This is a genomic window from Amycolatopsis sp. NPDC114503, assembly GCF_055633655.1.
Window position 1 is genome coordinate 778,969 of record NZ_JBVKDT010000002.1, and the last position, 21,117, is coordinate 800,085.

Here is a 21,117-nt window from a genome sequence, read left to right on the forward strand (position 1 = left end):
TCCTCGTCGGCTCATTTGCTTATGTAAGATAACTATGTAACATAGCAATATGCGGGACGACGAGATCGAGCGGTTGCGCACCCAGGTCAAGCTGCTGCAGCGCCGGCTGCGCCGGGAAGGCATGCCGGTCAACGGCCTTACGCTCACCGCCCTCACCGTCCTCGGCGCGATCGCGCGGTCGCCCGAGGACGCGCAACCGCGTCTGCTGGCCGAGCAGTTGACGATGAGCAGCCCGAACGTGTCCGCGGCACTGCGCGAGCTGGCCGCGGACAACCTCATCGCCCGCGCGAAAGATCCGGACGACGCGCGCAAGGTCCGCATCGTCCTGACCGACCACGGCCGGGAGGTCGTCGCCCGCAGCCGGCGCGAGCGCGATTCCTGGCTGGGGCGGGCCGTCACGGCCTTGCTCGACGGCGAGGAGCAGCGGGTGCTCCTCGCCGCGGGCGAGCTGATGGAGCGCCTGGCCGGTTACGAACCGCCGCACCCCTGAACCACCCGAGGAGATCTCTCATGCCCTTGAGCACCATCGACCCCGCCTGCGCACTGGTCGTCGTCGACCTGCAGAAGGGGCTCACCGCCCATCCGGAAGTCGAGAAGATCCTCGGCAACGCCGCCGCCCTCGCCGCGGAGTTCCGCGCGTGCGCCCTGCCGGTCGTCCTGGTCACCGTCGACGGCAGCGCTCCCGGGCGCACCGACCACCAGCGAAACGGAGAGACCCAGGCGCCGCGTCCAGCCGGGTGGGCCGAACCCGCCCCCGAACTCGATCGCGAGCCCGGGGACATCCACGTCGCGAAGAAGCGGTGGGGCGCCTTCACCGGCACCGATCTGCACCGGCTCCTGCAAGACCGGGGCGTCACCCAGACCGTGCTCGCGGGGGTCGCCACCAGCATCGGCGTCGAGTCCACCGCCCGCGCCGCCCACGAGCACGGCTACCACGTCGTGCTCGCGACCGACGCCATGGCCGACCTCGACGCCGAGGCGCACCGGCACAGCCTCGAACGGATCTTCCCGCGGCTGGGCGAAACCGCCGCCACCGCCGACATCCTCGCCGCGCTGCGCACCCGCCGGAACGACTGACCGAGGAGGAGCACATGCGGGTGGTCCAGGTCGACGAACTCCCGCCCCAGAAACGGGGGCCGGACCGGCACCCCGTGCGCCCGGCACGTCCTGACCCGCGACAACTTCTCGATGATCGTCTACTACCAGAACGGGAGCTTCCGCTCTCCGCGCCACCACCACAATTTCGAGCAGTTCCGCTACCAGATCCGCGGCTAGGCCGAATTCGCGCAGAACAGGCGCACGGGGGCGTACTACGGGGCCCAGTCCGGCCCGCCGCACACGGTCGCCGTCACGCAGTTCGCGGACGCGCGTCGTTCGCCGCTGGGCAACGCACCGAAATCGTGCTCATGGGGTTGCCCAGCCTCGCCGACATCGCCTAGCAGCCGCCGGAGAGCTGAGCCCCTCCCCCGCGCTGTCCGGACAGCGCGGGTCACCGCCCGGCCGCGTACCCCTGTTCCCCGCGCGAATTCGCCGCCGCCGAAAGCACCCCGGTCTCAGGATCCTTCGCCACCGCGCACAACCGGCCCTCCGACCACGGCTCCCCCACCGTCACGTCGTGCCCCCGGCTCTCCAACGCGGCGATGACCTCCGCGCCGATCCGCGATTCCACCGTCACGCTGCCCGCCGCCATGCCGCGCGGGTAGAACGAACTCGGGAAGCTGTCGGTGTGCCAGTTCGGGGCGTCGATCGCGCCCTGCAGGTCGAGCCCGCCGCGGACCTTCCCGCGCAGCGCCGTGCCGAGGAAGAAGTGGAAGTTCCACTGGTCCTGCTGATCGCCGCCGGGCGTGCCGAACGCCATCACCGGCACGCCGTCGCGCAGCGCGAGCGACGGCGAAAGCGTGGTGCGCGGCCGTTTGCCCGGCGCGAGCGAGTTCGGCAGGCCCGGGTCGAGCCACGCCATCTGCAGCCGGGTGCCCAGCGGGAAACCCAGCTCCGGCACCACCGGGTTGGACTGCAGCCAGCCGCCGCTCGGGGTCGCGGCGATCATGTTGCCCCAGCGGTCGACCACGTCGAGGTGGCACGTGTCGCCCCGGGTCAGGCCGTCCTTCGCGACGGTCGGCTCCCCCGCCCCGATCGCCGACGCGGTGACCCCGCCGTCCGCGACGTACTGCGCGTGCCTGCTCAACCGAGGCGTGCGCCCTTCCGGGCTGCCCGGACGCAGGTCGAAAGAAGCGCGGTCGCCGATCAGCTTGCGCCGGACTTCCGTGTACTCCGGGGAAAGCAGCGCCTCGATGGGCACTTCCGCGCTGTCGCCGTACCAGGCTTCACGGTCGGCCATCGCGAGCTTCGTGCCCTCGATGAGCCGGTGGTAGTACTCCGGCGTCGCGTACTCCAGCTCGTCCGGGAGGAGCGCGAGCTGCTGCAGAAACGCCGGGCCTTGGCTCCACAGCCCGGGTTTCGCGACAGTCCAGCCGTTCCAGGTGTGGGTGACCGGATCCTCGTAGGCCGGGCGGAACGCGGCGATGTCGTCGGCGGTGAGCGTGCCCGCGTGCCGTTCGCCGGAAGAATCCATCGCCGGTTTCGCGGCGAAGGCGGCGAGTGCTTCGGCGACAAACCCTTCGCGCCATGCCTTCCGTGCCGCCTCGATCTGCGCTTCCCGATCGCTTCCAGCGGCCCCCGCTTCCGCGATCAGCCGACGCCAAGTCTCGGCGAGAGCGGGATTCTTGAGCAGCCCACCGGGTTTCGGCGCGACCCCGCCGGGCAAGTACAGCTCGGCCGACGTCGCCCATTCGTTCTCGAACAGCTCGCGGACGGTCTCCACCGTCGCGCCGACGCGCTCGACCGCCGGATGGCCGTCCGCCGCGTAGTGAATGGCGTACTTGAGGACCTCGCGCAGCGACTTCGTCCCGTGGTCGTGCAGCAGAAGCAGCCACGCCTCGACCGCACCGGGCACCGCGGCGGCGAGCGGGCCGGTGCCGGGGACGAGGTCCAGGCCGAGCGACGTGTAGTGCTCGATCGTCGCGCCGGCCGGCGCGGGCCCCTGCCCGCACAGCACCTTCGGCGCGCCGCCCGCCGGGGCGAGGATCATCGGCACCTCGCCGCCGGGGCCGTTGAGGTGCGGCTCGACGACGTGCAGCACGAACGCGCCCGCAACCGCGGCGTCGTAGGCGTTGCCGCCGTCTTCGAGGACCGCCATCGCGGCCGCCGAGGCGAGCCAGTGGGTGGACGACACCATGCCGAAGGTGCCCTGCAACGTCGGGCGCGTCTGGACCATGGCCTTATCGTCGCGCGCGGGCCGGAGGTACGTCAAAGACATCTGAGACACCGGTCCGATAGCGTATCGCTATGGAACGCCGTCAGCTGGAGTACTTCGTCGCGATCGCCGAGCACGGCGGGTTCACGCACGCGGCGCGGGCGTTGCGGGTGGCGCAGCCGTCGTTGTCTCGGGCGATCGCGAAGCTGGAACAGGACCTCGGCGTCGAACTGTTCCACCGGGTCGGGCGCAACGCGGTGCTGTCGAACGCCGGCGAACTGCTGGCCGGACGCGCCCGGCTGGTGCTGCGCGACCTCGACGCCCTGCGTGCCGCCGCGCGGATGGCGGGCGACGGACCGGCCGGACGGATCGACGTCGCGGCCACGTCGTCGTCCGCGCTGGAGCCGGTGATCAGCATCATCGCCGAGATGCGCACGCGGTATCCGGGCGTTCTGGTCAGCACGTCGGCGGCGTTGTCGGCGGCCGAGGTGGTCGCGATGGTGGTGCAGGGCCGCTGCGAGGCCGGGGTGTGCGGGAGCGCGGAACGCCCGGTCGGGCCGGGTCTGGTCGCGCATCACCTGCGGGACGAGGAACTGCTGCTGGTCGCCCCGCCGGGCACGGAGATCGGTTCGGGCGGGGTCGTCGAGCGGGCCGAACTCAGCGGCATGCAGTTCGTCGTCACCACGTCGGCGACCGCGGTGCGCGGGTTCTTCGACCGGCTCGCGGCGAGCGTGCCGGATCTGTCGATCGCGGCCGAGGTGGGCGACCGGAGCGTCGTGCTGCCGATGGTGCTGCGCGGGATTGGCGCGAGCTTGATGCCGGACGGCTGGGCGGATCTCGCCCGCCGGGCCGGTGCCGAGGTGCTCCGGTTCGCGCCGCCGGAGACGCTCCCGCAGTGGTTGATATATCGGACCGGGCCGATTGCCGCGGCAACTCAGGCGTTCGTGGACATCACGCTCGCCTCTGGCGGGACCGACAGCATCGGTGCGTAGTGGCCGTCCGGATACGGCTCCCCTACCGCGCGGCCGTCCGCTTCGATCCACGCGTGCGCGGCGAACGGGCTCGTCCGCACTCCGGTGCACCAAGTCGGCCAAGAACCCCTGAGGCGACACAAAAGCGCGGCGGCGATCGAACGTTGGAGACAGCCTTGTCCGGCACAGCGAAGGCTGACGGAAACGACGTCTGAGCGGGCTGCGGCTGCCTCGTCGGCAGTAGCTGCTCGAGCATCGCGGCGGGCGAATTCCAGTACACGGCGCAGCTTCGCCGGACGCAGCTGAGCTAGCGGGCGGGCGAGCGCGACGGCGAGCAGCGGCACCGGGCGGCGGTGAAGTGGCAGGCGGACGCGCGTGGCGAGCGCGACCGGCGCGGTCATGCCGTCACCAACCCGGCGGACTGCAACTGCTCAAGCACCGCGGTCACGTCCTTCCGCGTCACGGCTTCGTCGACCCCGTGCAGCGTAGCCAGCTCCGACGCGATGCCCTCCGGTTCGCTGCCGTCGAGAAGCCCATGCAGCACAATGCTTCCGGTGGCGTTGAGCTGCCAGTACCGGCCGGTGGTCAGGTGCAGCAGGACAGTGCCGTCCGGGGTGTCGGTGGCGGTGACGTCAGGGTGCAAGCGCATCGTGCCTCCTCGAGGTTGAGCGGTCGGCGGCGCGAAGCCACATCTCGCATCCGATGAGCGGTTCCAGAGCGGCGACCACACGGTAATCCCGCTGCGGCGAAAGGACCGCGGCCCGCAGCCGGTCCCGGTCGAGCAGCCCGCGCGCGGCCAGTGCGGAATCCTCGAACAGCCGCAGGATCGCGGTCTGGTTGCGGCGCAGCCCTTCCCGGACGTCCGCGCCGAACTCGCCCTTGGTGGCCCGGCCGAGCACGACTTCCGGCACGATCCCCCGCATCGCCTCGGCCAGCAGCGGTTTGTAACGGCCCGGACTGGCGTGCTCGTGCCGCCGGACGCGCAGGACGGCTTCCACGACCCGGTCGTCGAAGAACGGCAGCCGCAACTCGACCCCCGCCTCGGCGTAGAGACCGGCCGTCAAGCGGTACTGCGCGGCGGCGGACCGGAGGACGAGCACAGCCTGGTGCTCGCCGGGGTCGCGGCCGAGCGGTCGAGCTTCGTTCGCGGTGCGGTGCAAGGCTTTCCGGGCCAAGTCCAGACCGGCGTCGGTGACCCACGGCTGGGCCCGCAGCGGCGCGACGCCCCAGCCGAGCACCGGCCGGCGTGCCGAACCGACCGGATCCGAGAGGTGCTCTGCCTGCTGCCGCCACCAGCCCGCGACGGTGCCCGGCCGGAGAAGTCCCGCCATCGTCCCGAAAAGCGGCCAGCGCCGTAGTGCGGCGTGTGCCCGGACATGGCTTAGCGCGGTAACCGGCCGACGGCGGAGCAGTTGGTGCAAGTACCCGGGCAGCGGGCTGAACAGCTCGTCCCCGCCGTGTCCGGCGAGATGCAGTTCGGACCCGCGCGCCGCGATGGCTTCGGCGCTGTACCGGATCCGGGCCGCGGACCGGGTGAACGCGTACGGTTCGTCGGCGTCGACCGGCCGTTCCGGATCGGCGAAGACGGAGGGAAGTTCGTGCTGCGGGACGATCAGGTGCTCGGCCCGGTCCAGCGCGGCGATGGACCGGGCGGCGAACTCCGCGTCGTCGTTGCCCGCCTCCGCCTCGGCCCAGCGGAAGGTCAGCAGCTCCGGATTCTCCCGGGCAGCAAGGAAACACAGCGACGTCGAATCCATGCCGCCGGAAAGATCAGCGGATACGGGTCCGGATCGGACAGTCTCGGCAAGTGCGGCCCGTACTCCCTCCGCGCCGCGGGCCAGCGGCTCGCGAGCGGCTGGTGGACGCCACCACTGCTTCTCCTGCACCCGTCCGTCTGTCCATAAAAGACAGTTTCCCGGCTTCACCGCCGAAACCTTGGTGTACAACGATCGTTCGTTCAACGGCGGCGGAAGATGCAGCCCGCACGACGCCCGTGCAGCAAGCACCTCCTCGTCCACTGAGGACTCCAGCAGATCGGCAAGCAGATCAGCGCGATCCGCGGCGACCGGCACGCCGTCGAGCCGGCAATGGAACACCCGCCGCAATCCGGTTGCGGTGCCTTGCACCCGAACCGCACCGTCCACAGTGGCCACCAGGTGGAACGACCCGGTCAGCGCGGCGGCGACCCGGTCGACGTCCGCCAGCGACGACACCCGGGCAGCCAGCGCACCGAGCCGGACGGCGGTGACCGGGGAATGCCCGATCACCGCCAGCCGCACCGGCCCGGCTGTCCCCACCGCCACCTCGGCGCGACGCCATCGGCCGACGAGCCACGGCCGCCCGGACGCGTGGGCGTGCACCTGCGCGCCCGCCCACGGCCGCCGGATCCCCGCCGCGGCGGGGAGATCGGGCAGCACCAAGAATCCCGGCGTGCTCATCGGCTGCGCTCCCGGCTCAGGAGGCGAAGTAGCCCATCGTGTCCGACAGGTAGCCGCTGAAGCCGAGGGTGTCCTCGCTGAACTCGCCGACCTCGGCCAGCGCGGGCGGCGTGTATTCGGGCAATTCGCGAACCTGCTTGTCCTGAACGTCCATGATGCCTCCGATGTTCGGCTCCGGCAGCCGCTGCGACCGCCGTCCCCGACACTGGCACGCACCGCCCGGCCGCGGCAGGCGGGAGTTCCCGTGCGTACCAACAGCTTTACCTCGCAGTACCGGACTCGCCCGGCCCGCTGGCCCGAATGGACTAGACCACTTTCACCTAATGCCGAGCCCGCGCCGCCCGGTCTCGTTCAGCTGCCCGGGCGCGAACCGGTCCGGCCACGAACGCTCGTAATGCTCGGCCGGGAAGTCCGACGGACTGGACCCCGACTCGAACGCCTCGCGCACCGACCCGGCGTACGCCTCGTTGCGCGGGCACCACGGCGCGGCCGGGATGTACATGACGTTGCCCCAGCCCCGCTGGTTCTCCACCGGCGCGACGCTGTGGATCAGATCGCAGTGCCACCACACGGAATCGCCTGCCCGCACGTCCGGGATGCCACTGGAAGCCCGCAGCAGCAACGAATGCCATTTCTCGCTCGCCGGGAACACCTGATTCACCGTGACGCCGCACATGTCGTCGTCGGGCACGTCGGCCAGCAGCGGACGCAGCATCAGATAGCCCATCGCCTCCGGAATCGGCACTGTGTGCAGCACGCCCTGGTCGTGTTCCATGTCCGACAGCGCGGTCCAGCCCTGGAAAGTGCGGAACACCGAGCACATCGTCGAGCCCTCGAACTGCGGCCCGGCCGTGCGATGCGCGGCGTCCCACGGATCGTAGGACTCGACGGTGCCGTCGAACAGATGCCGGAACGCGCGCTGGTACGCCTCGGTCATCCAGAGGTCCAGCGTGCCCGGGTCGAGATGGGAGCCGAGACCGCCGGAATCCGCGCCCGGCGGACGGCGGCGGATGCGGTCCGGATACAGCGAATCCCGGCCGGGGTCGAACCACCGGACGCCGTCGGATTCGGATTTCCACTGTGCGTTGAGGAACGCCTGCACGCGCGCCATCCGGTCACTCTGCCGCGCCTCCATTTGCGCCGCTGACCAGTAGATCGGGTAGATCTCCGGCCGCGAGCCGACGGTGCCGAAGAAATCGTCGCCGGGACCGCGGTAGTGCTCGAAGAACCGGTTGCCCTCGACGTAGCCGACAATCCCCGCGTCCCAGGCCAGCGCCTGCTCGCGCGGGAAATGACCGCGCACCACAAGACAGCCGCGCCGCCGAAGCCGAGCCAGGTCTTCTTCGGAAACCTTGCCCGCCTCGATGTCGGCGTAGTCCAGCACCGGCCAGACCGTCTCGCCACGCGCTTTCGCCGCCTCGATCTCCTCGACCGCGGCAGCGACGCGGGCCTCGACCACCGCGAACACCTCTTCCACGGTGCGCCCGGACGCCTCGATCCGCGCCCGCAGCGCGGCTTTGATCTCGCGAATCGCGGCCGGGAGGTCGTCCGGCGTCGTCTCCCAGTGCGGCAACGGGGGCAGCTGCACAGCGCTCGCTCCATTCAGGAAGGGCTCCTTACTGAATCGACGGTAAGGCACCCGCACCGATTCAGGCAACACTCCTGACTAAAACGGCTACACTCGCGCCGATGACCCCGGCCAAGCCCTCCCTCGACCTGCTCCGGTCGCTGACCGACGAGCACGTCCTGCGGGCTCTCCTCGCGCAGCGGCAGCTCACGCGCGCGCAAATCGCCGCCCACACCGGCATTTCCAAGCCCGCGGTCGGCGACAGCGTCGCGCGGCTCGCCGAGGCCGGGCTGCTCCGCGACACCGGCGAACGCACCACCGGCCGCGGCCGCGTCGGCACCTATTACGCGCTGGCCGACGACCTCGGCACGGCGCTGGTCGTGAGCATCGCCCACGAGGGCGCGGTCGCCGAAGCCGTCGACGTTTTCGGCGAGGTGCTCGCCCGGCACGTCGAAGACCTCGGCCGACCCGTGCGTCCGCGGAAGGTCGCTCACGCCCTCCGCAAGGCTGCGACACAGGTCGCCGACGACGCCGGACCGCTCCGGCTCGCGGTCGTCAGCGCCGCCGATCCGGTCGACCGCGCCACCGGGAAACTGGTCCACCTGCCCGATTCCCCGTTCCTGCTCGGGGAACTCTCCCCCGCCGACGTCCTCGCCCCGCTCGTCACCGGCCCGGTCACGGTCGACAACGACGTGAACTGGGCCGCCCGCACCGAACAGGCCGCCGACGATTTCGCCTACCTCTTCCTCGGCGAAGGGCTCGGCTGCGCGGTGGTCTCCGACGGCGAAGTGCGTCGGGGACACGCCGGCTTCGCCGGGGAAATCGCGCACGTCCTCACGCGCGGCGCGGACGGTCAGGCGCTCGCCTTCATCGACGTCTTCGCGGATCTCGGGGTGCGCCAACCGGATTCGACTACGATCGACGTCGCCGCCCTGCGGTGCGCGATCAAATCCGACGACGTCCTCGACACTCTCGCCGAGGCGATCTGCGGCGTGCTCCTGGCTTTGGTGACGGTGTCCGACCCGGAACTCATCGTCCTGGGCGGCCCCTGGGGGCCCGCCGTGCTCGACGCGGTGTCCGACCGGTTCGCGCGACTCCCGCGCAATGTCCCGCTCCGCGCCCCGCGCGCCACAGACTCCCCCTCCCTCGCCGGCGCGCGCGACGAGGCCGTGCGGGCTCTGCGGAGCGCCGTTCTCAGCCCTTGATGGTCTTCTTGATCCAGTCCAGCTGACCGAACACATCCCCGTCGGCCGCGACGCTGCTGCGGTCGGATTTGCTGGTGACGCCCACGATCGTGTCGCGATCAGCGGTCGACATGACCGGACCGCCGGAGTCGCCGCCCGCCGTGACGCCGTTCGTGGTCAGCGCGCAGAAATCGGTGCCGCCGGAGATGGTCATGCCTTCACAGCGCTGGTCGTCGGGGTCGATGACCTTCGCGTCCACCTGTTTGAGCACGTCGGACTGGCAGCTGTTCTCGTCGCCGGTGCAGGTCGCGCCCCAGCCGAGCTGGCGAACCGTCTCGCCCGGGCGCACCGGCCCGGCGGTCGGCAGCTTCGCCGGGGTGATGTTCATCGGGGCGACCTTGATCAGCATGAGATCGGCCAGCGTGTGGTTGTTGCGGCTGCCCGGCACCGGCCTGACCACGGTGCCGAGCCGCTGGTCGAGATTGCCGACTCGGAACTCGATCCGGGAGTCCGCGATGGGCTCGGCGGCTTCGGTGAAGCAGTGGTCAGCGCCGATGATCCACTCGCGACTGATCGCCGTGGCGGTGCACTCGGGCTTGCCGTCGACGAGCATCCGCACCGCCCACGGCCCGTAGCTGGAGACCGAACCTCCGATCACGGCCGACGCAGGAGCCGCCACGGCGACAGCCAGGGCAGCAGCTGGAGCCAAAACGGCCAGCGGGCGGAGCAACATGGCGAGGACATCCCTTCGGCGGCTGGCGTTACAACATCAAGACGCCGCAGCTGGAGGGGGGTTGCGCCTCGCGAGTGTTAATTCCGGTTAGAACCGGCACAGGCACTCACGAGGCGCCCGGATTCAGGACTTGTCCGCGGCCTGGGCCACGAAAATCCCCGTCTCCAAGAATGCCCGCCACTCAGCGGGAGACTGGCTGTCCATCGCCCGCCGAGCCGCCGCCTGGACCTGGCTGCCCGGCGTCGAGCGGGTCCAGATTTCCCGGACCAGCGGTCCCTCCTCGAGGTACCTGGCGTAGCTGGCCTCGACGCCCACGACCGCGGCCGCGCGCACCTTGATCTCGTTCACTTTGTCCTTGGCCGCGGCCTCGAAGATGCCGGTGTCGATGAACGCCCGCCGCTGCTCCGGCGTCTCGCAGGAGTAGGCAGCCATCCACACCTCGGAACCGTAAGGCGCATGACGCGCGTAGATGTGCCAGACGAACTGATCGTCCGTCAACTGCGCGGCCAGCGCCACATCCATGCCCACTGCGGTGGCCGCCTTCACCCGTGCGTCGCGGAGTTTCTTCTCCGCGGCTTCCTTCTCCGCAGCCTCCTTCGCGGCCTCCACGTCGCGCTCATGCTCGACAAAGATGCCGTGCAGGATGAATTCCTTCTTTTCCGCCAGAGTCCCCTTGACAGCGGCAGCCGCGGCCGCCTTCACGAACGAATCCCTGGGGGCGTGCTCCCACAACGCGAAGACGAAGTTCGGATCTTCCTGGCTCAGCAGCATCCGAGTCAGCTCGAAACCGAGGAGTGCGGCAGCGGGCTGCCGTTCCGTACGCCGGACCTCGTACAGCGCCTCCCGGTCCAGATCCTTTTGGTGTGCCTCGTAAATCCGGGCAGTGAGGAAGAGCGACGTCGACCCGTGGCTGTAGGCGTAGTACGCCTCCCACTGGACTTCCTCCGCGACGTCGCCCTGCCGTTGCGCGGCCAGATAGATCTCGTGCACGAAGTCGAGTTCGCTGAGCCGCAGCAGTTCCGGAGTGATCGCGAGCCCGACGACAGCGGCCGCGTTCGTGCGCACCTCCTCCGGAGTCTGTGCCACGACAGCAGCCGGAGCCGCCGTCGCCACAGCCGGAGCGATGGCCCCGGTCGCCGCGGTCATCGCGGCGAGGACGACAGCGGCCGCCAGTCTTCGAACTCGGGAATTCGACATAAGCGTCATAGTGGGTGAATATCTCCCGCACGACGAACGTTACCGATCATGGTCCGGGGTCCCGCTGATTGACATGTCGGAAACTTCCGACGTAACGTAGCGTCATGCCCGACGACGTCTTCATCGCTCTCGCCAGTCCCGTCCGCCGGCGTCTGCTCGAGATCCTGGCGGACGGCCCGCACACAGCGGGCGACCTCGCGGCGCGGTTCGAGCTGAGCCGCCCGGCGGTGGCCGAGCACCTCAAGGTGCTGCGGGACGCCGCCTTGGTCCGCGACGAACCCGTGGGGCGACAACGTTTTTACCACCTGGAAAGCGACCCGCTGGAGCAGGTCGGCGAATGGCTGCACCCGTTCGAACGGTTCTGGCGCAGCCGCTTGCGCACTATGGCCGACCTGCTGGAAAACGAGGAGGAAACCCCGTGACGTACGCCCGCATCGGCAGCATCTCGGTCGATCAGTTCATCGCCGCCGCCCCGGAGAAGGTCTGGCGCGCGCTCACCGACCCCGAACTGCACGCGAAGTGGTGGGCGCCCGGCGACATCGGCCTGGACGTCGGCCGCGAATTCCGTTTGGAGATGCCCGGATTCGGCTCGATCCCTTGCCGCGTAACCGAATCCGAGCCGCCGTCGAAGTTCGTCTACACCTTCAACGGCGACTGGACCCTCACCTGGACGCTCGTCGCCGAAGGCCAGGGCACCCGGCTCCTGCTGAACCACTCCGGCTTCGACCTCGACGACAAACGCCAGGCGGACGCGTACGAGCGGATGGGCCCCGGCTGGCGCGACGGCGTCCTGCCGCGACTGGCGAAGCTGGACCTCGGCTGACCCCCTCAGGCTGGACGGCGAGCGTAGACCACCGCTTGCGGCACCTCGCTGTCCAGCTCCTCCACCCATTCCGCCTCGACAGTGAACCCCGCCCCGCGCAACCACTCCGACACCCGCGCGGGCTGTCGGCGATGGACGTACAGCTGCATCGCATGCCCGCCGTAACCCTGCGTCTTCAACCGGGCGACGTCGCCGACGTGGAAGCCGATCGCGACCGGCGCCCCGGGCCGCAGCACGCGGTGGAACTCCGCGATCGCCGTGGGCACCTCCTCGTCCGGGACGTGGATCAGAGACCACCACGACAGCAGACCGGCCACCGAGGCGTCGGGCAACGGGAGCGCGGTCATCGAACCGACCGCGAACCGCAGCCCCGGATGGTCCCGCCGGGCCACCTCGATCATGCCGGGCGAGAGGTCGAGGCCGAACGCTTCGAGGCCAAGGCTGTTCAGATGCGCGGTGACGTGCCCGGTACCGCAGCCGACGTCGGCCACCGGGCCGGTTCCGTGCACCCGCGAGGCGAACAAGCCCAATGTCATTCGCAGAGAAGGACTTTGGGCGATCGAGTCGCGCAATCGCTCGGCGTAGCTGTCGGCGACGGTGTCGTACGAGGTCCGGATGTCGGTCAGCCAGGTCTGCACGACGGCCACGCTAGCTCACCGGCGCACCGAACCACTGGCGAAGCGCGGACTCCAGACCCTCCGGATCACCGGCCCACGCAACATATCCGTCCGGCCGGACCAGCTTCGCCTCGGCACCAGCCTCAACGCGGTGCACCCGATCCGCCCAGCGCCGCGCGAGATCGCCGAATCGTCCTTCGGGATCCACGAGGACACCGCGTCCGGCCCGCAGTTCCGGACCGAGATCGTGCGCGGGAAGCCCGACCAGCGGGTGGTCTTCGCTGCCCGGAACGGCGTAGCGGAATCCCATGCCGGACAACATGTCGTCCAGCAGGTACTGGACTTCGGGCAACTGCACCAGTTCGGTGAACAATGACCGGGCCGCGGCCGAATCGGGGCCGTCGTCGAGAAGCAGCGACTGTGCTTGGACGTTGCGCAGCACCGCCGCGCCGGCCGGGTGCCGTTCCGCGTGATAGCTGTCCAGCAGCCCCTCCGGCGCGGTGCCGCGAACCGCCGCGGCGAGCTTCCAGCCGAGGTTCATCGCGTCCTGGATTCCGGCGTTCATGCCTTGCGCGCCAAGGGGAAGGTGCACGTGCGCGGCGTCGCCCGCCAGGAAGACGCGGCCGTGCCGGTACTGCTCGGCCTGCAAGGCGGCGTTCGTGATCCGGCGCGCGTACCGGAGTTCGAGCAGTTCCACCCGGTCGCCGAAAACCGTCTTCAGCCCGGTGCGGATCTCGTCCTCGGTGACCGGGATGTCCCGTTCCAGCGACCAGCCTGGCCCGCCGAAGGTGAGACGGCGCAGCGGGCGGCCTTCGGCGTCGACGCCCAGCGGGAACACCTGCGCGCGGTAGCCCTCCGGGGTGATCGTGGTCATCGGGACCTCGGCGCTCAGCCGCACGTCGGCGGCCACCGTCGTCGCGGTTCCTGGACGACCAGAGAACTCCGCGCCCAGCAGCTTGCGGACCGTGCTGCGTCCGCCGTCGGCGGCGACCAGGTACTGGGACCGGATCGCGGTGCCGTCGGCGAAGGTCGCGGTGACGCCTTCCGCGTCCTGTTCCAGCCCGGTCAGCTCATGGTTCCGGAGGACGCGGATTCCTTCCGCCGCAAGGTGTTTCTCCAGGAAGCCTTCGATCACCACCTGCGGGACCGACCGCCACGGGAACCGGTGCCGCCTGCGCACCAGCGGCAGCAGATTGCCGGCGAAATGCGCGGTGCCGACCGGGTAGTCGCCGGTGGCCAGCAACGGTTCGAGCAGGCCGCGCTGGTCGAACGCTTCTTGCGTGCGGGACTGCAGCCCGCCCGCCTTGGACAGTTCGCTGGCCTTCGGCAGCCGGTCCGCCAGCACGCAGGACACTCCGGCGAGCCGCAGTTCGTTCGCCATCGTCATCCCGGTCGGACCGGCGCCGACGACGAGCACCTCGGCAGTCATGATCTCTCCCTCGTGGTTCGGTGTGTTCGGAACCGACTCTCGACCCGGCACCGGCGGGCGAGCCAGAAAGCGACACGTTTACGGCGGATTCCGACGTGAGTACTCTCGGGTCGGTGGATTCCGACTACGACGACCTCGACCGGCAGCTGGTGCACGCCCTGCAGGTCGACCCGAGGGCCCCGTTCAGCACGATCGCCGAAGCGCTCGGCGTGTCGGATCGCACCATCGCGCGCCGCTACGCCCGGCTGCGGTCGGCCGGAGCGGTCCGGGTCGTCGGCGGCGTCAACGAGACAGCTTCCGGCGCGGTGCAATGGTTCCTGCGTGTCCGATGCGCGCCTGCTGCGGCGGGCGCGGTCGCCGAGGCTCTCGCGCGGCGGCCGGACACCGCTTGGGTGAGCCTGACGTCCGGCGGCACCGAAATCACCTGCACCGTCCGCATCGAAAACGACGCCGACAGCGAAACGTTGCTGCTGGCCAAACTCCCCCGCACCCCGCGCGTCGAGGGCGTCACCGCGCATTCGGTACTGCACGCGTTCTACGGCGGCCCGGACAGTCTGGTCGCCAAACTCGGCGTGCTGGACGACGCCACCGTCACCCGCTTGCGCCCGCCGCCGCTCCCCCGCCGCCCAGGCCCGGCGACGCTCGACGACGGCGACCGCAAACTCCTCGCCGCGCTGGCCGCCGACGGCCGCGCCGGGTTCGAACAACTCGCCGCCGAGACCGGCTGGTCCCCGACCACAGTCCGCCGCCGCATGGCGGAACTGCGCGAACGGGATGTGCTGTACTTCGACCTTGACGTCGATTGGCGGTTGCACGGCAAGGGAATCCGGACACTGCTGTGGCTTTCGGTCGCACCGTCGGCACTGGAGGAGACCGGCGTCGCGCTCGCAGCGCACCCGGAAGTCGCGTACGCCGCGGCGACCACCGGCCCGACCAACCTGTACGCGACAGCGGTGTGCGGCAGCCAGCAGGAGCTGTACCGCTACCTCACCACCAGCGTCGCCGCGCTCCCTGCGGTCACCCACGTGGAAACGGCACCGGTGATCAAAACGGTGAAACGGGTAGCGAACCGACTGTGACGCAGTACGAACGGGCGCCCTCCCGGTCAGCGGTTGACAGCGCGGCGAGGATCCGTCAATGATTCGTTCGGCTTTTCCCGGTGGGAAATTCCCGAACGCGTCCGCGAACTGTCCCCCACTTTTCGAGGAGACATCGATGTCATCGGTCAGCCGCCGCAGATTCATGCAGCTCGCCGCCGCCACCGCCGCCGGCACGGCCTTGCCCGCGAGCATCGCGCGGGCGGCTTCGGTGCCGGCCGCCGTACGCACCGGCACTCTCGCGGACGTCGAGCACGTTGTCGTGCTGATGCAGGAAAACCGGTCGTTCGACCACTATTTCGGGACCCTCAACGGCGTCCGCGGCTTCGGCGACCCGCGCCCGGTTTCCCTGCCGAGCGGGAAACCCGTGTGGAACCAGGCCGACGCGAGCGGCGCCGAAACCCTGCCGTTCCGGCCCGCCGAGGACAACCTCGGCCTCACCTTCATCGAGGACCTCAACCACGACTGGAACGGCACGCACACCGCGTGGAGCACCGGCCGCTGGGACCAGTGGATCCCGGCGAAAACCCGCACCACGATGGCGTATCTGACGCGCAAGGACATCCCGTTCCACTACGCGCTGGCCGACGCGTTCACCATCTGCGACGGCTACCACTGTTCGATGCTGTCCTCGACCGACCCGAACCGGTATTACATGTACACCGGCTGGACCGGGAATGACGGTTCCGGCAACGGACCGGTGCTGGGCAATGAAGAAGCCGGCTACGGCTGGACCAGTTTCCCGGAAATCCTGGAAAAAGCCGGGGTTTCGTGGAAGATCTACCAGGACATCGGCGACGGTCTCGACAAGGACCACGGCTGGGGCTGGACCAAAGACCCGTATATCGGCAATTACGGCGACAACTCGCTGCTTTACCTGACCCAGTACCAGAAATCGGCCCAGGGCAGCCCGCTCTACGACAAGGCGCGCACCGGCACGCACGCCACCGCGGGCGACGGTTTCTTCGACCACCTCACCGCGGACGTCAAAGCGAACCGGCTGCCGCAGGTTTCCTGGATCGTGGCCCCGGAGGCGTACTGCGAACATCCGGCGTGGCCCGCCAATTACGGCGCCTGGTATGTCTCCGGAGTACTCGACGCGCTCACGTCGAATCCGGACGTGTGGAGCAAAACCGTCCTGCTCATCACTTACGACGAGAACGACGGTTTCTTCGACCATGTCGTCCCGCCGTATCCGCCGCGCGACGCGAACTGGGGCAAGTCGACGGCGAGCGTCGCCGGAGAATGGTACGAAGGCGGCGCGGCGGCGTCCTACACCAAATCCATGCCGTACGGCCTCGGCCCGCGCGTGCCGCTGCTGGCCGTCTCGCCGTGGAGCACCGGCGGCTGGGTCTGCTCGCAGACCTTCGACCACACCTCGCTGATCCAGTTCGTGGAAAAGCGCTTCGGCGTGCACAACCCGAACATTTCGCCGTGGCGCCGGGCGGTCTGCGGAGACCTCACGTCGGCGTTCGACTTCACCGGAGCCGCCAGCGGCGTCCCGTCCCTGCCCGGCACCGGCGACTACCAACCGCCCGCCGACCACAGCACCCCGCCGACCTATCACCCGGTGCCGCCCGCGAACGGCTCGCTCCCGAAGCAGGAACCCGGCGCCCGCAAAGCCCGCGCCCTGCCGTACGACCTGGCCGCGGACACCGAAGCCCGCGACGGCCGGATGTACTTCACCTTCACCAACCTCGGCGACGCCGGAGCCGGGTTCCACGTGACGTCCCGGATGCGTTCCGACGGACCGTGGCCCTACACCGTCGAAGGCCACAAGTCGGTCACCGACAGCTGGCATTTGCCGAGCGGCGCGGGAGATTGGTACCAGTACTCGGTTTTCGGCCCGAACGGCTGGCTCCGCGAACAGGCCGGAACGATCGGCGGCCTGGGACCGGAGGTCACCGCCCGGCACGACGCCGGCTATGTGACGGTCACGTTCACGAACCCGAGCAGCCGCACGGTCACCTTCACCGGCGTCGACGCTTACGCGCCGACCGAGGCTTACCAGTACACGCTGGCCCCCGGGACTTCACGGGCAGTGCCGAAGTGGGGCGTGGCCAACGGCTGGTACGACATCACGGTCAAAGCGGATCACGACGGGCAGTACGTCCGGCGCTTCGCGGGCCACGCCGAAACCGGCCAAGCCTCGACCAGCGACCCAGCCATCGCCACCAGCTGACGAAGAGGCAGCCGGTATCTTCGAGTGAATGAGCCGGCACGACAACCAGGTGGATCACAGCCACATCCACGGACACCTGGTCCAAGTCGGGCAGGTGCACGGAGATGTCACCGTGGCCGGGGTCCAGCGCGGACGTCCTGCTGTGACCCCGGTGCGCGACGCCGATCCGGTACTGCTCGGCGTGCACCGTCCGATCTGGTTCGACACCGATCCGTCGATGCCGAGCTACGTTCTGCGGGACGCGGACCCGCAGCTGCGCGCCCACCTTGTAGCCGCAGCCGCCTCCGGCGGTTTTGTGCTGCTGGTCGGCGGTTCGTCAGTGGGCAAGACGCGGATGCTGTTCGAAGCGCTGCGCGCGGTCGTGCCTGACTGGCCGATCGCGCACCCGGCTCCGGACCACGAGGTCGCTCATCTCGAACAGACTGTGTTGTGGCTGGACGAACTCCAGCAGTACCTCGACGGCAAAGACGGACTCACCGCCGCGACGGTCCGGGCCATGCTCGCGCGAAAGGTGATCATCGTGGCCACGCTGTGGCCGCACTACTACCGCGACTACACCGACACTCACGAGTCCGTCGCCACCGACCAGTTCCGGTTCGAGCGGGAGCTGCTCAAGCTCGCCACCGTGGTCCGCCTGGGAACGGCCTTCACTGCTGCCGAAACCGAACGCGCGCAGACGGTCTCGAAGCGCGACGAACGGCTGCGGCACGCACTCACGTCAGGGGACTTCGGGCCGGCTCAGATCCTCGCAGCCGCACCGCAGATCGTGCACCGCTGGGAGGTCGCCGGATGCTACGCGCGCGCCATTCTGACCGCGGCGATCGACTGTACGTTGCTGGGAGCCCAGACACCGATTCCGACCGACCTGCTCCGCGCTGCCGCGCCCGCGTACTGCACCCCCGCCGAACGCGCCAGCGCACCGCCGGATTGGTTCGACGAGGCCGTCGCCTACGCCAGTCGGTCATTGCTCGGTTCCACCTCCCCGTTGATCCCGGCCGGGTCGGAGATGGGCAAAGTGGACGGCTATCGGGTAGCCGACTACCTCGTCCAGCACGTCGAGAAAACGCGACGCGGCTCCCTGCCGCCGAGCACGTTCTGGGCGGCATGCGCGGCGCACTTGGTCAACGCCAACGACCTGGGCCGGATCGGGAAAGCCGCGGCAGACCGGCAGCGTCGAGCAGCCGCACTGCCGCTGTTGGAGCGAGCCGCGCAGGCCGGTGCGGTCACAGCGATGCGCGTTCTTGCCGAGGCGTACCGGGCGATTGGCGACAAGGCCGAAGCGCGTCGCGTCGCCGATCAGCTTTCAGCGTCGCCAGACCCCGGTGCTGATCTTGAGCGCCTTCTGCTCGCGGGGTGGGACTTCGAAGAAATCGCCGAGCTCGCCGAAGAAGGCAACGAATACGCCATCGGCCATCTCATCGAATACGGAGACCCCGAACTCGCGATCGACCTGCTCCTCGTCCACCACGGCCTCGAAGAGGACTGGGCATGCGAGAAGCTCGCCGAGCTGTACGAAGAGGTCGACGAGACCGACAGAGCGATCGAAGTGCTGAAAATTCTCGTCGCACGCGGCAACCAAGGCTCCGTCATGTCTCTTGCCGGGCTCCTTGAACAGCAGAAGCGGGTTGAAGACCTGATGGATCTGACCGAGCAAGGGTACTTCGACGCAGCGATCGGCCTGGCGAACGTTCTGCGCGAACGCGGCGACGAGAGCTGGGCGATGGACGTGCTGTACGAGTTCGCCGGCGAAGGCAGCGCCGACGTCGACTGGGTGCTGTCGGATTGGCTCAGGGAGCGCGATGATCTGGAAGGGCTGCTCGAACTGGCAGATTCGGGCGTCAGTTCCGCTGCGGACGAAGCAGCAAAAGTTCTGCTCCGCCGAGGCGAACGAGCGCGAGCCCTGGCCCTGCTGCGATCCTCGGGAAGTGAGCACGTACTAGTCAGCGTATTGACTGAACTGGGCGAACTGGACGAGCTCAGGTCCTTGGTCGAGGACGGCCACACGCTGGCCGCAGGTGCACTCGCCGAATACCATCTTGCGCGAGGCGAAGTCGATGATGCCCTTCACTACGACGAGCTAGACGAACTGGGGATCGACGGCGACGCCATCGTGGCTGCGCTCGTGAAAAGCGGGCAAGAAGAGCGTGCAGTGGCGTGGCTCCGCGAGAAGTGCGAGCCGGGAGAGACGTACTGGACTTTCCGACTCGCGGACCTGCTGAAAAAGCTCGGCCGGGCAGAAGAGCTGAAGGCACGGATCGACCGGGGAGAGAGCCCCGCAGCGCTTCGCTTCCATGAACTCCTGCTCGAACAGGGCAAAGCGGAGGACGCCGCACGGTTCCGTCGGTTTGGGCTCACCGCAGCAGGAGAAATCGCTAGGCCGGACATGCAGTGACTGCTCTTCCCAGAGAGCACCAGCCTCACCGAATCTTCGCCACCACCAGGCTGACGGCTGCCAGCACCACCGCCAGCCCGCCAAACCCCGCGCCCAGCGTCGCCGCCGACGCGATCGCGCCCACCAGCAACGGCCCTCCCGCATCACCCAGCTCACGGCCGACTTCCGCCGCGCCCATGGTCTGCCCCAGCCGTTCCTTGGGCGCGGCGCCGGCCAGATGCGCGAACCCGATCGGCGTCGCCACCCCGACCCCGAGCCCGATCGCGACCGCCGCGGCCAGCACCCCCGCGATCCCCGGGACCAGCGCCCCCAGCGCCAACCCGGCGGCAGTCAGCAGCAATCCGCCGGCCATCCCGGGCCCGTCGGGAATCCGCCCCGCGTCCCGGAGACGGCCGGCCCACGGCTGCACCAGCGCGGAACACAACGCCAGCACCGACACCGCCGCACCGGTCGCGACCGTGCCGAGCCCGCTCGCCGCCCCGGTCACCGGCAGGAAGCCGATGCCGGCCGCGAGCGCCGCGGTCGTGCCGGCCAGCACCGCGGTCGGCCGCACGAACCCAGGCTCGGCAAGTCGGCGGGCAAGGCCGAGCACGGTCTGCCGCCGACGCGGCAACGGTTCCGGCGAGGGCACCGCCAGCGCCGCCCACCCCGCGACGACGAAGGCCAGCACCGCGAGAGTGCCGAACAGCAAGGAAAACCCGCCCAGCATGATCAGCACGCCGCCGAGCAACGGGCCGAGCGTGTACCCGACGCTCTTCCAAGCACCGTAACCGCCGAACGCCCGCCCCTGCCGTTTCTCCGGCGACAACCGCGCGACGAGCGCCCCGGCCGCGGGCGAGAAGGCCGCCGCGGCCGCGCCCTGACCGAACCGGGCCAGCCCGACCGCCGCCGGATTCCCCGCGACGACAAAGGCCGCCGACGCGAGCGCGAACGCCAGCAACCCGCCGAGCAGCACCGGCCGCGGCCCGATCCGGTCGGCCAGCGACCCGAACACCGGCTTGAGCACAACCTCGGCCCCGTCGTAGACCGCGAGCAGCAATCCCAGGGTCAGCAAGGAATCGCCGTGGGTGTAGGCGCCCAGGCTGGCGGCGATGCTGTGCGCACCGAACGCGGTGACGAAACCGGCGGCGTACAGCGGACGCAGCTCAGCGGAATTCATGCGAAACCCTCACCTCTGCTGCGGGAACCGAAAACCGCCCGGCCCACTCGGCGGACAGCCACCTCCGCCGCGGCC

The 21,117-nt window shown here is 69.6% G+C and carries 20 protein-coding genes; 9 read left to right on the forward strand and 11 right to left on the reverse strand.

Translation table 11 applies throughout. The features are described from left to right. Window positions 1–49 precede the first annotated feature (49 nt). Both ACZ7OI_RS11410 and ACZ7OI_RS11415 read left to right on the forward strand, forming a co-directional pair. Window positions 50–490, forward strand: a complete 441-nt coding sequence (locus ACZ7OI_RS11410; protein WP_470264071.1) for a MarR family winged helix-turn-helix transcriptional regulator — start codon at window positions 50–52, stop codon at window positions 488–490. Between the two features lie 20 nt (window positions 491–510). Continuing rightward, on the forward strand, window positions 511–1,077 hold the full coding sequence (locus tag ACZ7OI_RS11415) for an isochorismatase family protein (RefSeq protein WP_470264072.1): 567 nt from the start codon (window positions 511–513) through the stop codon (window positions 1,075–1,077). Window positions 1,078–1,489: 412 nt separating this feature from the next. Here ACZ7OI_RS11415 and ACZ7OI_RS11420 read toward each other — a convergent pair whose 3' ends face one another. Then, window positions 1,490–3,274 (reverse strand): gamma-glutamyltransferase family protein, encoded by a 1,785-nt coding sequence (locus ACZ7OI_RS11420; RefSeq protein WP_470264073.1) that lies wholly within the window; start codon window positions 3,272–3,274, stop codon window positions 1,490–1,492. 71 nt (window positions 3,275–3,345) lie between these two features. On the opposite strand from ACZ7OI_RS11420, the gene ACZ7OI_RS11425 reads away from it, so the two are divergent. Then, entirely contained in the window at window positions 3,346–4,245 is a 900-nt protein-coding gene (locus tag ACZ7OI_RS11425; protein ID WP_470264074.1) for a LysR family transcriptional regulator, read from the forward strand. Here ACZ7OI_RS11425 and ACZ7OI_RS11430 read toward each other — a convergent pair. From ACZ7OI_RS11430 to ACZ7OI_RS11450, 5 genes are all read right to left on the reverse strand, one after another. Beyond that, on the reverse strand, window positions 4,188–4,625 hold the full coding sequence (locus ACZ7OI_RS11430; RefSeq protein WP_470264075.1) for a lasso peptide biosynthesis B2 protein: 438 nt from the start codon (window positions 4,623–4,625) through the stop codon (window positions 4,188–4,190). The two genes, ACZ7OI_RS11425 and ACZ7OI_RS11430, sit on opposite strands and share 58 nt — an antisense overlap. Beyond that, a complete protein-coding gene (locus ACZ7OI_RS11435; RefSeq protein WP_470264076.1) occupies window positions 4,622–4,873 on the reverse strand; it encodes a lasso peptide biosynthesis PqqD family chaperone in 252 nt (83 codons plus the stop codon). Before ACZ7OI_RS11435 ends, ACZ7OI_RS11430 begins: the two co-directional genes overlap by 4 nt. Then, entirely contained in the window at window positions 4,857–6,662 is a 1,806-nt protein-coding gene (locus ACZ7OI_RS11440; protein WP_470264077.1) for an asparagine synthase-related protein, read from the reverse strand. The genes ACZ7OI_RS11435 and ACZ7OI_RS11440 overlap by 17 nt, the downstream gene beginning before the upstream one ends. Before the next feature lie 16 nt (window positions 6,663–6,678). Beyond that, a complete protein-coding gene (locus tag ACZ7OI_RS11445; RefSeq protein ID WP_470264078.1) occupies window positions 6,679–6,816 on the reverse strand; it encodes a lasso RiPP family leader peptide-containing protein in 138 nt (45 codons plus the stop codon). 162 nt (window positions 6,817–6,978) lie between these two features. Next, entirely contained in the window at window positions 6,979–8,250 is a 1,272-nt protein-coding gene (locus ACZ7OI_RS11450; RefSeq protein WP_470264079.1) for a YbiU family protein, read from the reverse strand. Window positions 8,251–8,351: 101 nt separating this feature from the next. Between ACZ7OI_RS11450 and ACZ7OI_RS11455 the strand changes: the two genes are divergently transcribed. Beyond that, window positions 8,352–9,434, forward strand: coding sequence for an ROK family transcriptional regulator (locus ACZ7OI_RS11455; RefSeq protein ID WP_470264080.1), 1,083 nt, complete (start codon window positions 8,352–8,354; stop codon window positions 9,432–9,434). Here the strand turns inward: ACZ7OI_RS11455 and ACZ7OI_RS11460 are convergent. Next, window positions 9,424–10,146, reverse strand: coding sequence for a S1 family peptidase (locus ACZ7OI_RS11460; protein ID WP_470264081.1), 723 nt, complete (start codon window positions 10,144–10,146; stop codon window positions 9,424–9,426). The two genes, ACZ7OI_RS11455 and ACZ7OI_RS11460, sit on opposite strands and share 11 nt — an antisense overlap. 123 nt (window positions 10,147–10,269) lie before the next feature. Continuing rightward, window positions 10,270–11,343 (reverse strand): hypothetical protein, encoded by a 1,074-nt coding sequence (locus tag ACZ7OI_RS11465; RefSeq protein WP_470264082.1) that lies wholly within the window; start codon window positions 11,341–11,343, stop codon window positions 10,270–10,272. Between the two features lie 104 nt (window positions 11,344–11,447). On the opposite strand from ACZ7OI_RS11465, the gene ACZ7OI_RS11470 reads away from it, so the two are divergent. Next, window positions 11,448–11,765 carry an ArsR/SmtB family transcription factor gene (locus tag ACZ7OI_RS11470; protein ID WP_470264083.1) on the forward strand — a complete coding sequence of 106 codons (318 nt, stop codon included), beginning with the start codon at window positions 11,448–11,450 and terminating at the stop codon, window positions 11,763–11,765. Then, on the forward strand, window positions 11,762–12,166 hold the full coding sequence (locus ACZ7OI_RS11475; protein ID WP_470264084.1) for an SRPBCC family protein: 405 nt from the start codon (window positions 11,762–11,764) through the stop codon (window positions 12,164–12,166). Before ACZ7OI_RS11470 ends, ACZ7OI_RS11475 begins: the two co-directional genes overlap by 4 nt. 5 nt (window positions 12,167–12,171) lie before the next feature. Here the strand turns inward: ACZ7OI_RS11475 and ACZ7OI_RS11480 are convergent, their stop codons facing one another. Both ACZ7OI_RS11480 and ACZ7OI_RS11485 read right to left on the reverse strand, forming a co-directional pair. Continuing rightward, window positions 12,172–12,813, reverse strand: coding sequence for a class I SAM-dependent methyltransferase (locus ACZ7OI_RS11480; RefSeq protein ID WP_470264085.1), 642 nt, complete (start codon window positions 12,811–12,813; stop codon window positions 12,172–12,174). Between the two features lies 1 nt (window position 12,814). After that, window positions 12,815–14,212 carry an FAD-dependent monooxygenase gene (locus tag ACZ7OI_RS11485; protein ID WP_470264086.1) on the reverse strand — a complete coding sequence of 466 codons (1,398 nt, stop codon included), beginning with the start codon at window positions 14,210–14,212 and terminating at the stop codon, window positions 12,815–12,817. A 113-nt stretch (window positions 14,213–14,325) separates the two neighbouring features. Here ACZ7OI_RS11485 and ACZ7OI_RS11490 point away from each other — a divergent pair, with 113 nt between their 5' ends. The 3 genes from ACZ7OI_RS11490 (at window position 14,326) to ACZ7OI_RS11500 (ending at window position 19,883) form a co-directional block, all read left to right on the forward strand. After that, window positions 14,326–15,291: an Lrp/AsnC family transcriptional regulator gene (locus ACZ7OI_RS11490; RefSeq protein ID WP_470264087.1), complete on the forward strand. Its 966-nt coding sequence runs from the start codon at window positions 14,326–14,328 to the stop codon at window positions 15,289–15,291. 136 nt (window positions 15,292–15,427) lie between these two features. Next, window positions 15,428–17,491, forward strand: a complete 2,064-nt coding sequence (locus ACZ7OI_RS11495; protein WP_470264088.1) for a phosphocholine-specific phospholipase C — start codon at window positions 15,428–15,430, stop codon at window positions 17,489–17,491. Between the two features lie 295 nt (window positions 17,492–17,786). Continuing rightward, window positions 17,787–19,883, forward strand: coding sequence for a hypothetical protein (locus ACZ7OI_RS11500; RefSeq protein WP_470264089.1), 2,097 nt, complete (start codon window positions 17,787–17,789; stop codon window positions 19,881–19,883). 25 nt (window positions 19,884–19,908) lie between these two features. On the opposite strand, the gene ACZ7OI_RS11505 is transcribed toward ACZ7OI_RS11500, so the two are convergent. Further along, window positions 19,909–21,042: an MFS transporter gene (locus tag ACZ7OI_RS11505; RefSeq protein ID WP_470264090.1), complete on the reverse strand. Its 1,134-nt coding sequence runs from the start codon at window positions 21,040–21,042 to the stop codon at window positions 19,909–19,911. Window positions 21,043–21,117: the final 75 nt, after the last annotated feature.

Excerpts from the sequence above, each read along its gene's own strand:
- ACZ7OI_RS11410 (WP_470264071.1), top strand. The coding sequence starts at position 50 with ATGCGGGACGACGAGATCGAGCGGTTGCGCACCCAGGTCAAGCTGCTG.
- ACZ7OI_RS11415 (WP_470264072.1), top strand. The coding sequence starts at position 511 with ATGCCCTTGAGCACCATCGACCCCGCCTGCGCACTGGTCGTCGTCGAC.
- ACZ7OI_RS11420 (WP_470264073.1), bottom strand. The coding sequence starts at position 3,274 with ATGGTCCAGACGCGCCCGACGTTGCAGGGCACCTTCGGCATGGTGTCG.
- ACZ7OI_RS11425 (WP_470264074.1), top strand. The coding sequence starts at position 3,346 with ATGGAACGCCGTCAGCTGGAGTACTTCGTCGCGATCGCCGAGCACGGC.
- ACZ7OI_RS11430 (WP_470264075.1), bottom strand. The coding sequence starts at position 4,625 with ATGACCGCGCCGGTCGCGCTCGCCACGCGCGTCCGCCTGCCACTTCAC.
- ACZ7OI_RS11435 (WP_470264076.1), bottom strand. The coding sequence starts at position 4,873 with ATGCGCTTGCACCCTGACGTCACCGCCACCGACACCCCGGACGGCACT.
- ACZ7OI_RS11440 (WP_470264077.1), bottom strand. The coding sequence starts at position 6,662 with ATGAGCACGCCGGGATTCTTGGTGCTGCCCGATCTCCCCGCCGCGGCG.
- ACZ7OI_RS11445 (WP_470264078.1), bottom strand. The coding sequence starts at position 6,816 with ATGGACGTTCAGGACAAGCAGGTTCGCGAATTGCCCGAATACACGCCG.
- ACZ7OI_RS11455 (WP_470264080.1), top strand. The coding sequence starts at position 8,352 with ATGACCCCGGCCAAGCCCTCCCTCGACCTGCTCCGGTCGCTGACCGAC.
- ACZ7OI_RS11460 (WP_470264081.1), bottom strand. The coding sequence starts at position 10,146 with ATGTTGCTCCGCCCGCTGGCCGTTTTGGCTCCAGCTGCTGCCCTGGCT.
- ACZ7OI_RS11465 (WP_470264082.1), bottom strand. The coding sequence starts at position 11,343 with ATGTCGAATTCCCGAGTTCGAAGACTGGCGGCCGCTGTCGTCCTCGCC.
- ACZ7OI_RS11470 (WP_470264083.1), top strand. The coding sequence starts at position 11,448 with ATGCCCGACGACGTCTTCATCGCTCTCGCCAGTCCCGTCCGCCGGCGT.
- ACZ7OI_RS11485 (WP_470264086.1), bottom strand. The coding sequence starts at position 14,212 with ATGACTGCCGAGGTGCTCGTCGTCGGCGCCGGTCCGACCGGGATGACG.
- ACZ7OI_RS11495 (WP_470264088.1), top strand. The coding sequence starts at position 15,428 with ATGTCATCGGTCAGCCGCCGCAGATTCATGCAGCTCGCCGCCGCCACC.
- ACZ7OI_RS11505 (WP_470264090.1), bottom strand. The coding sequence starts at position 21,042 with ATGAATTCCGCTGAGCTGCGTCCGCTGTACGCCGCCGGTTTCGTCACC.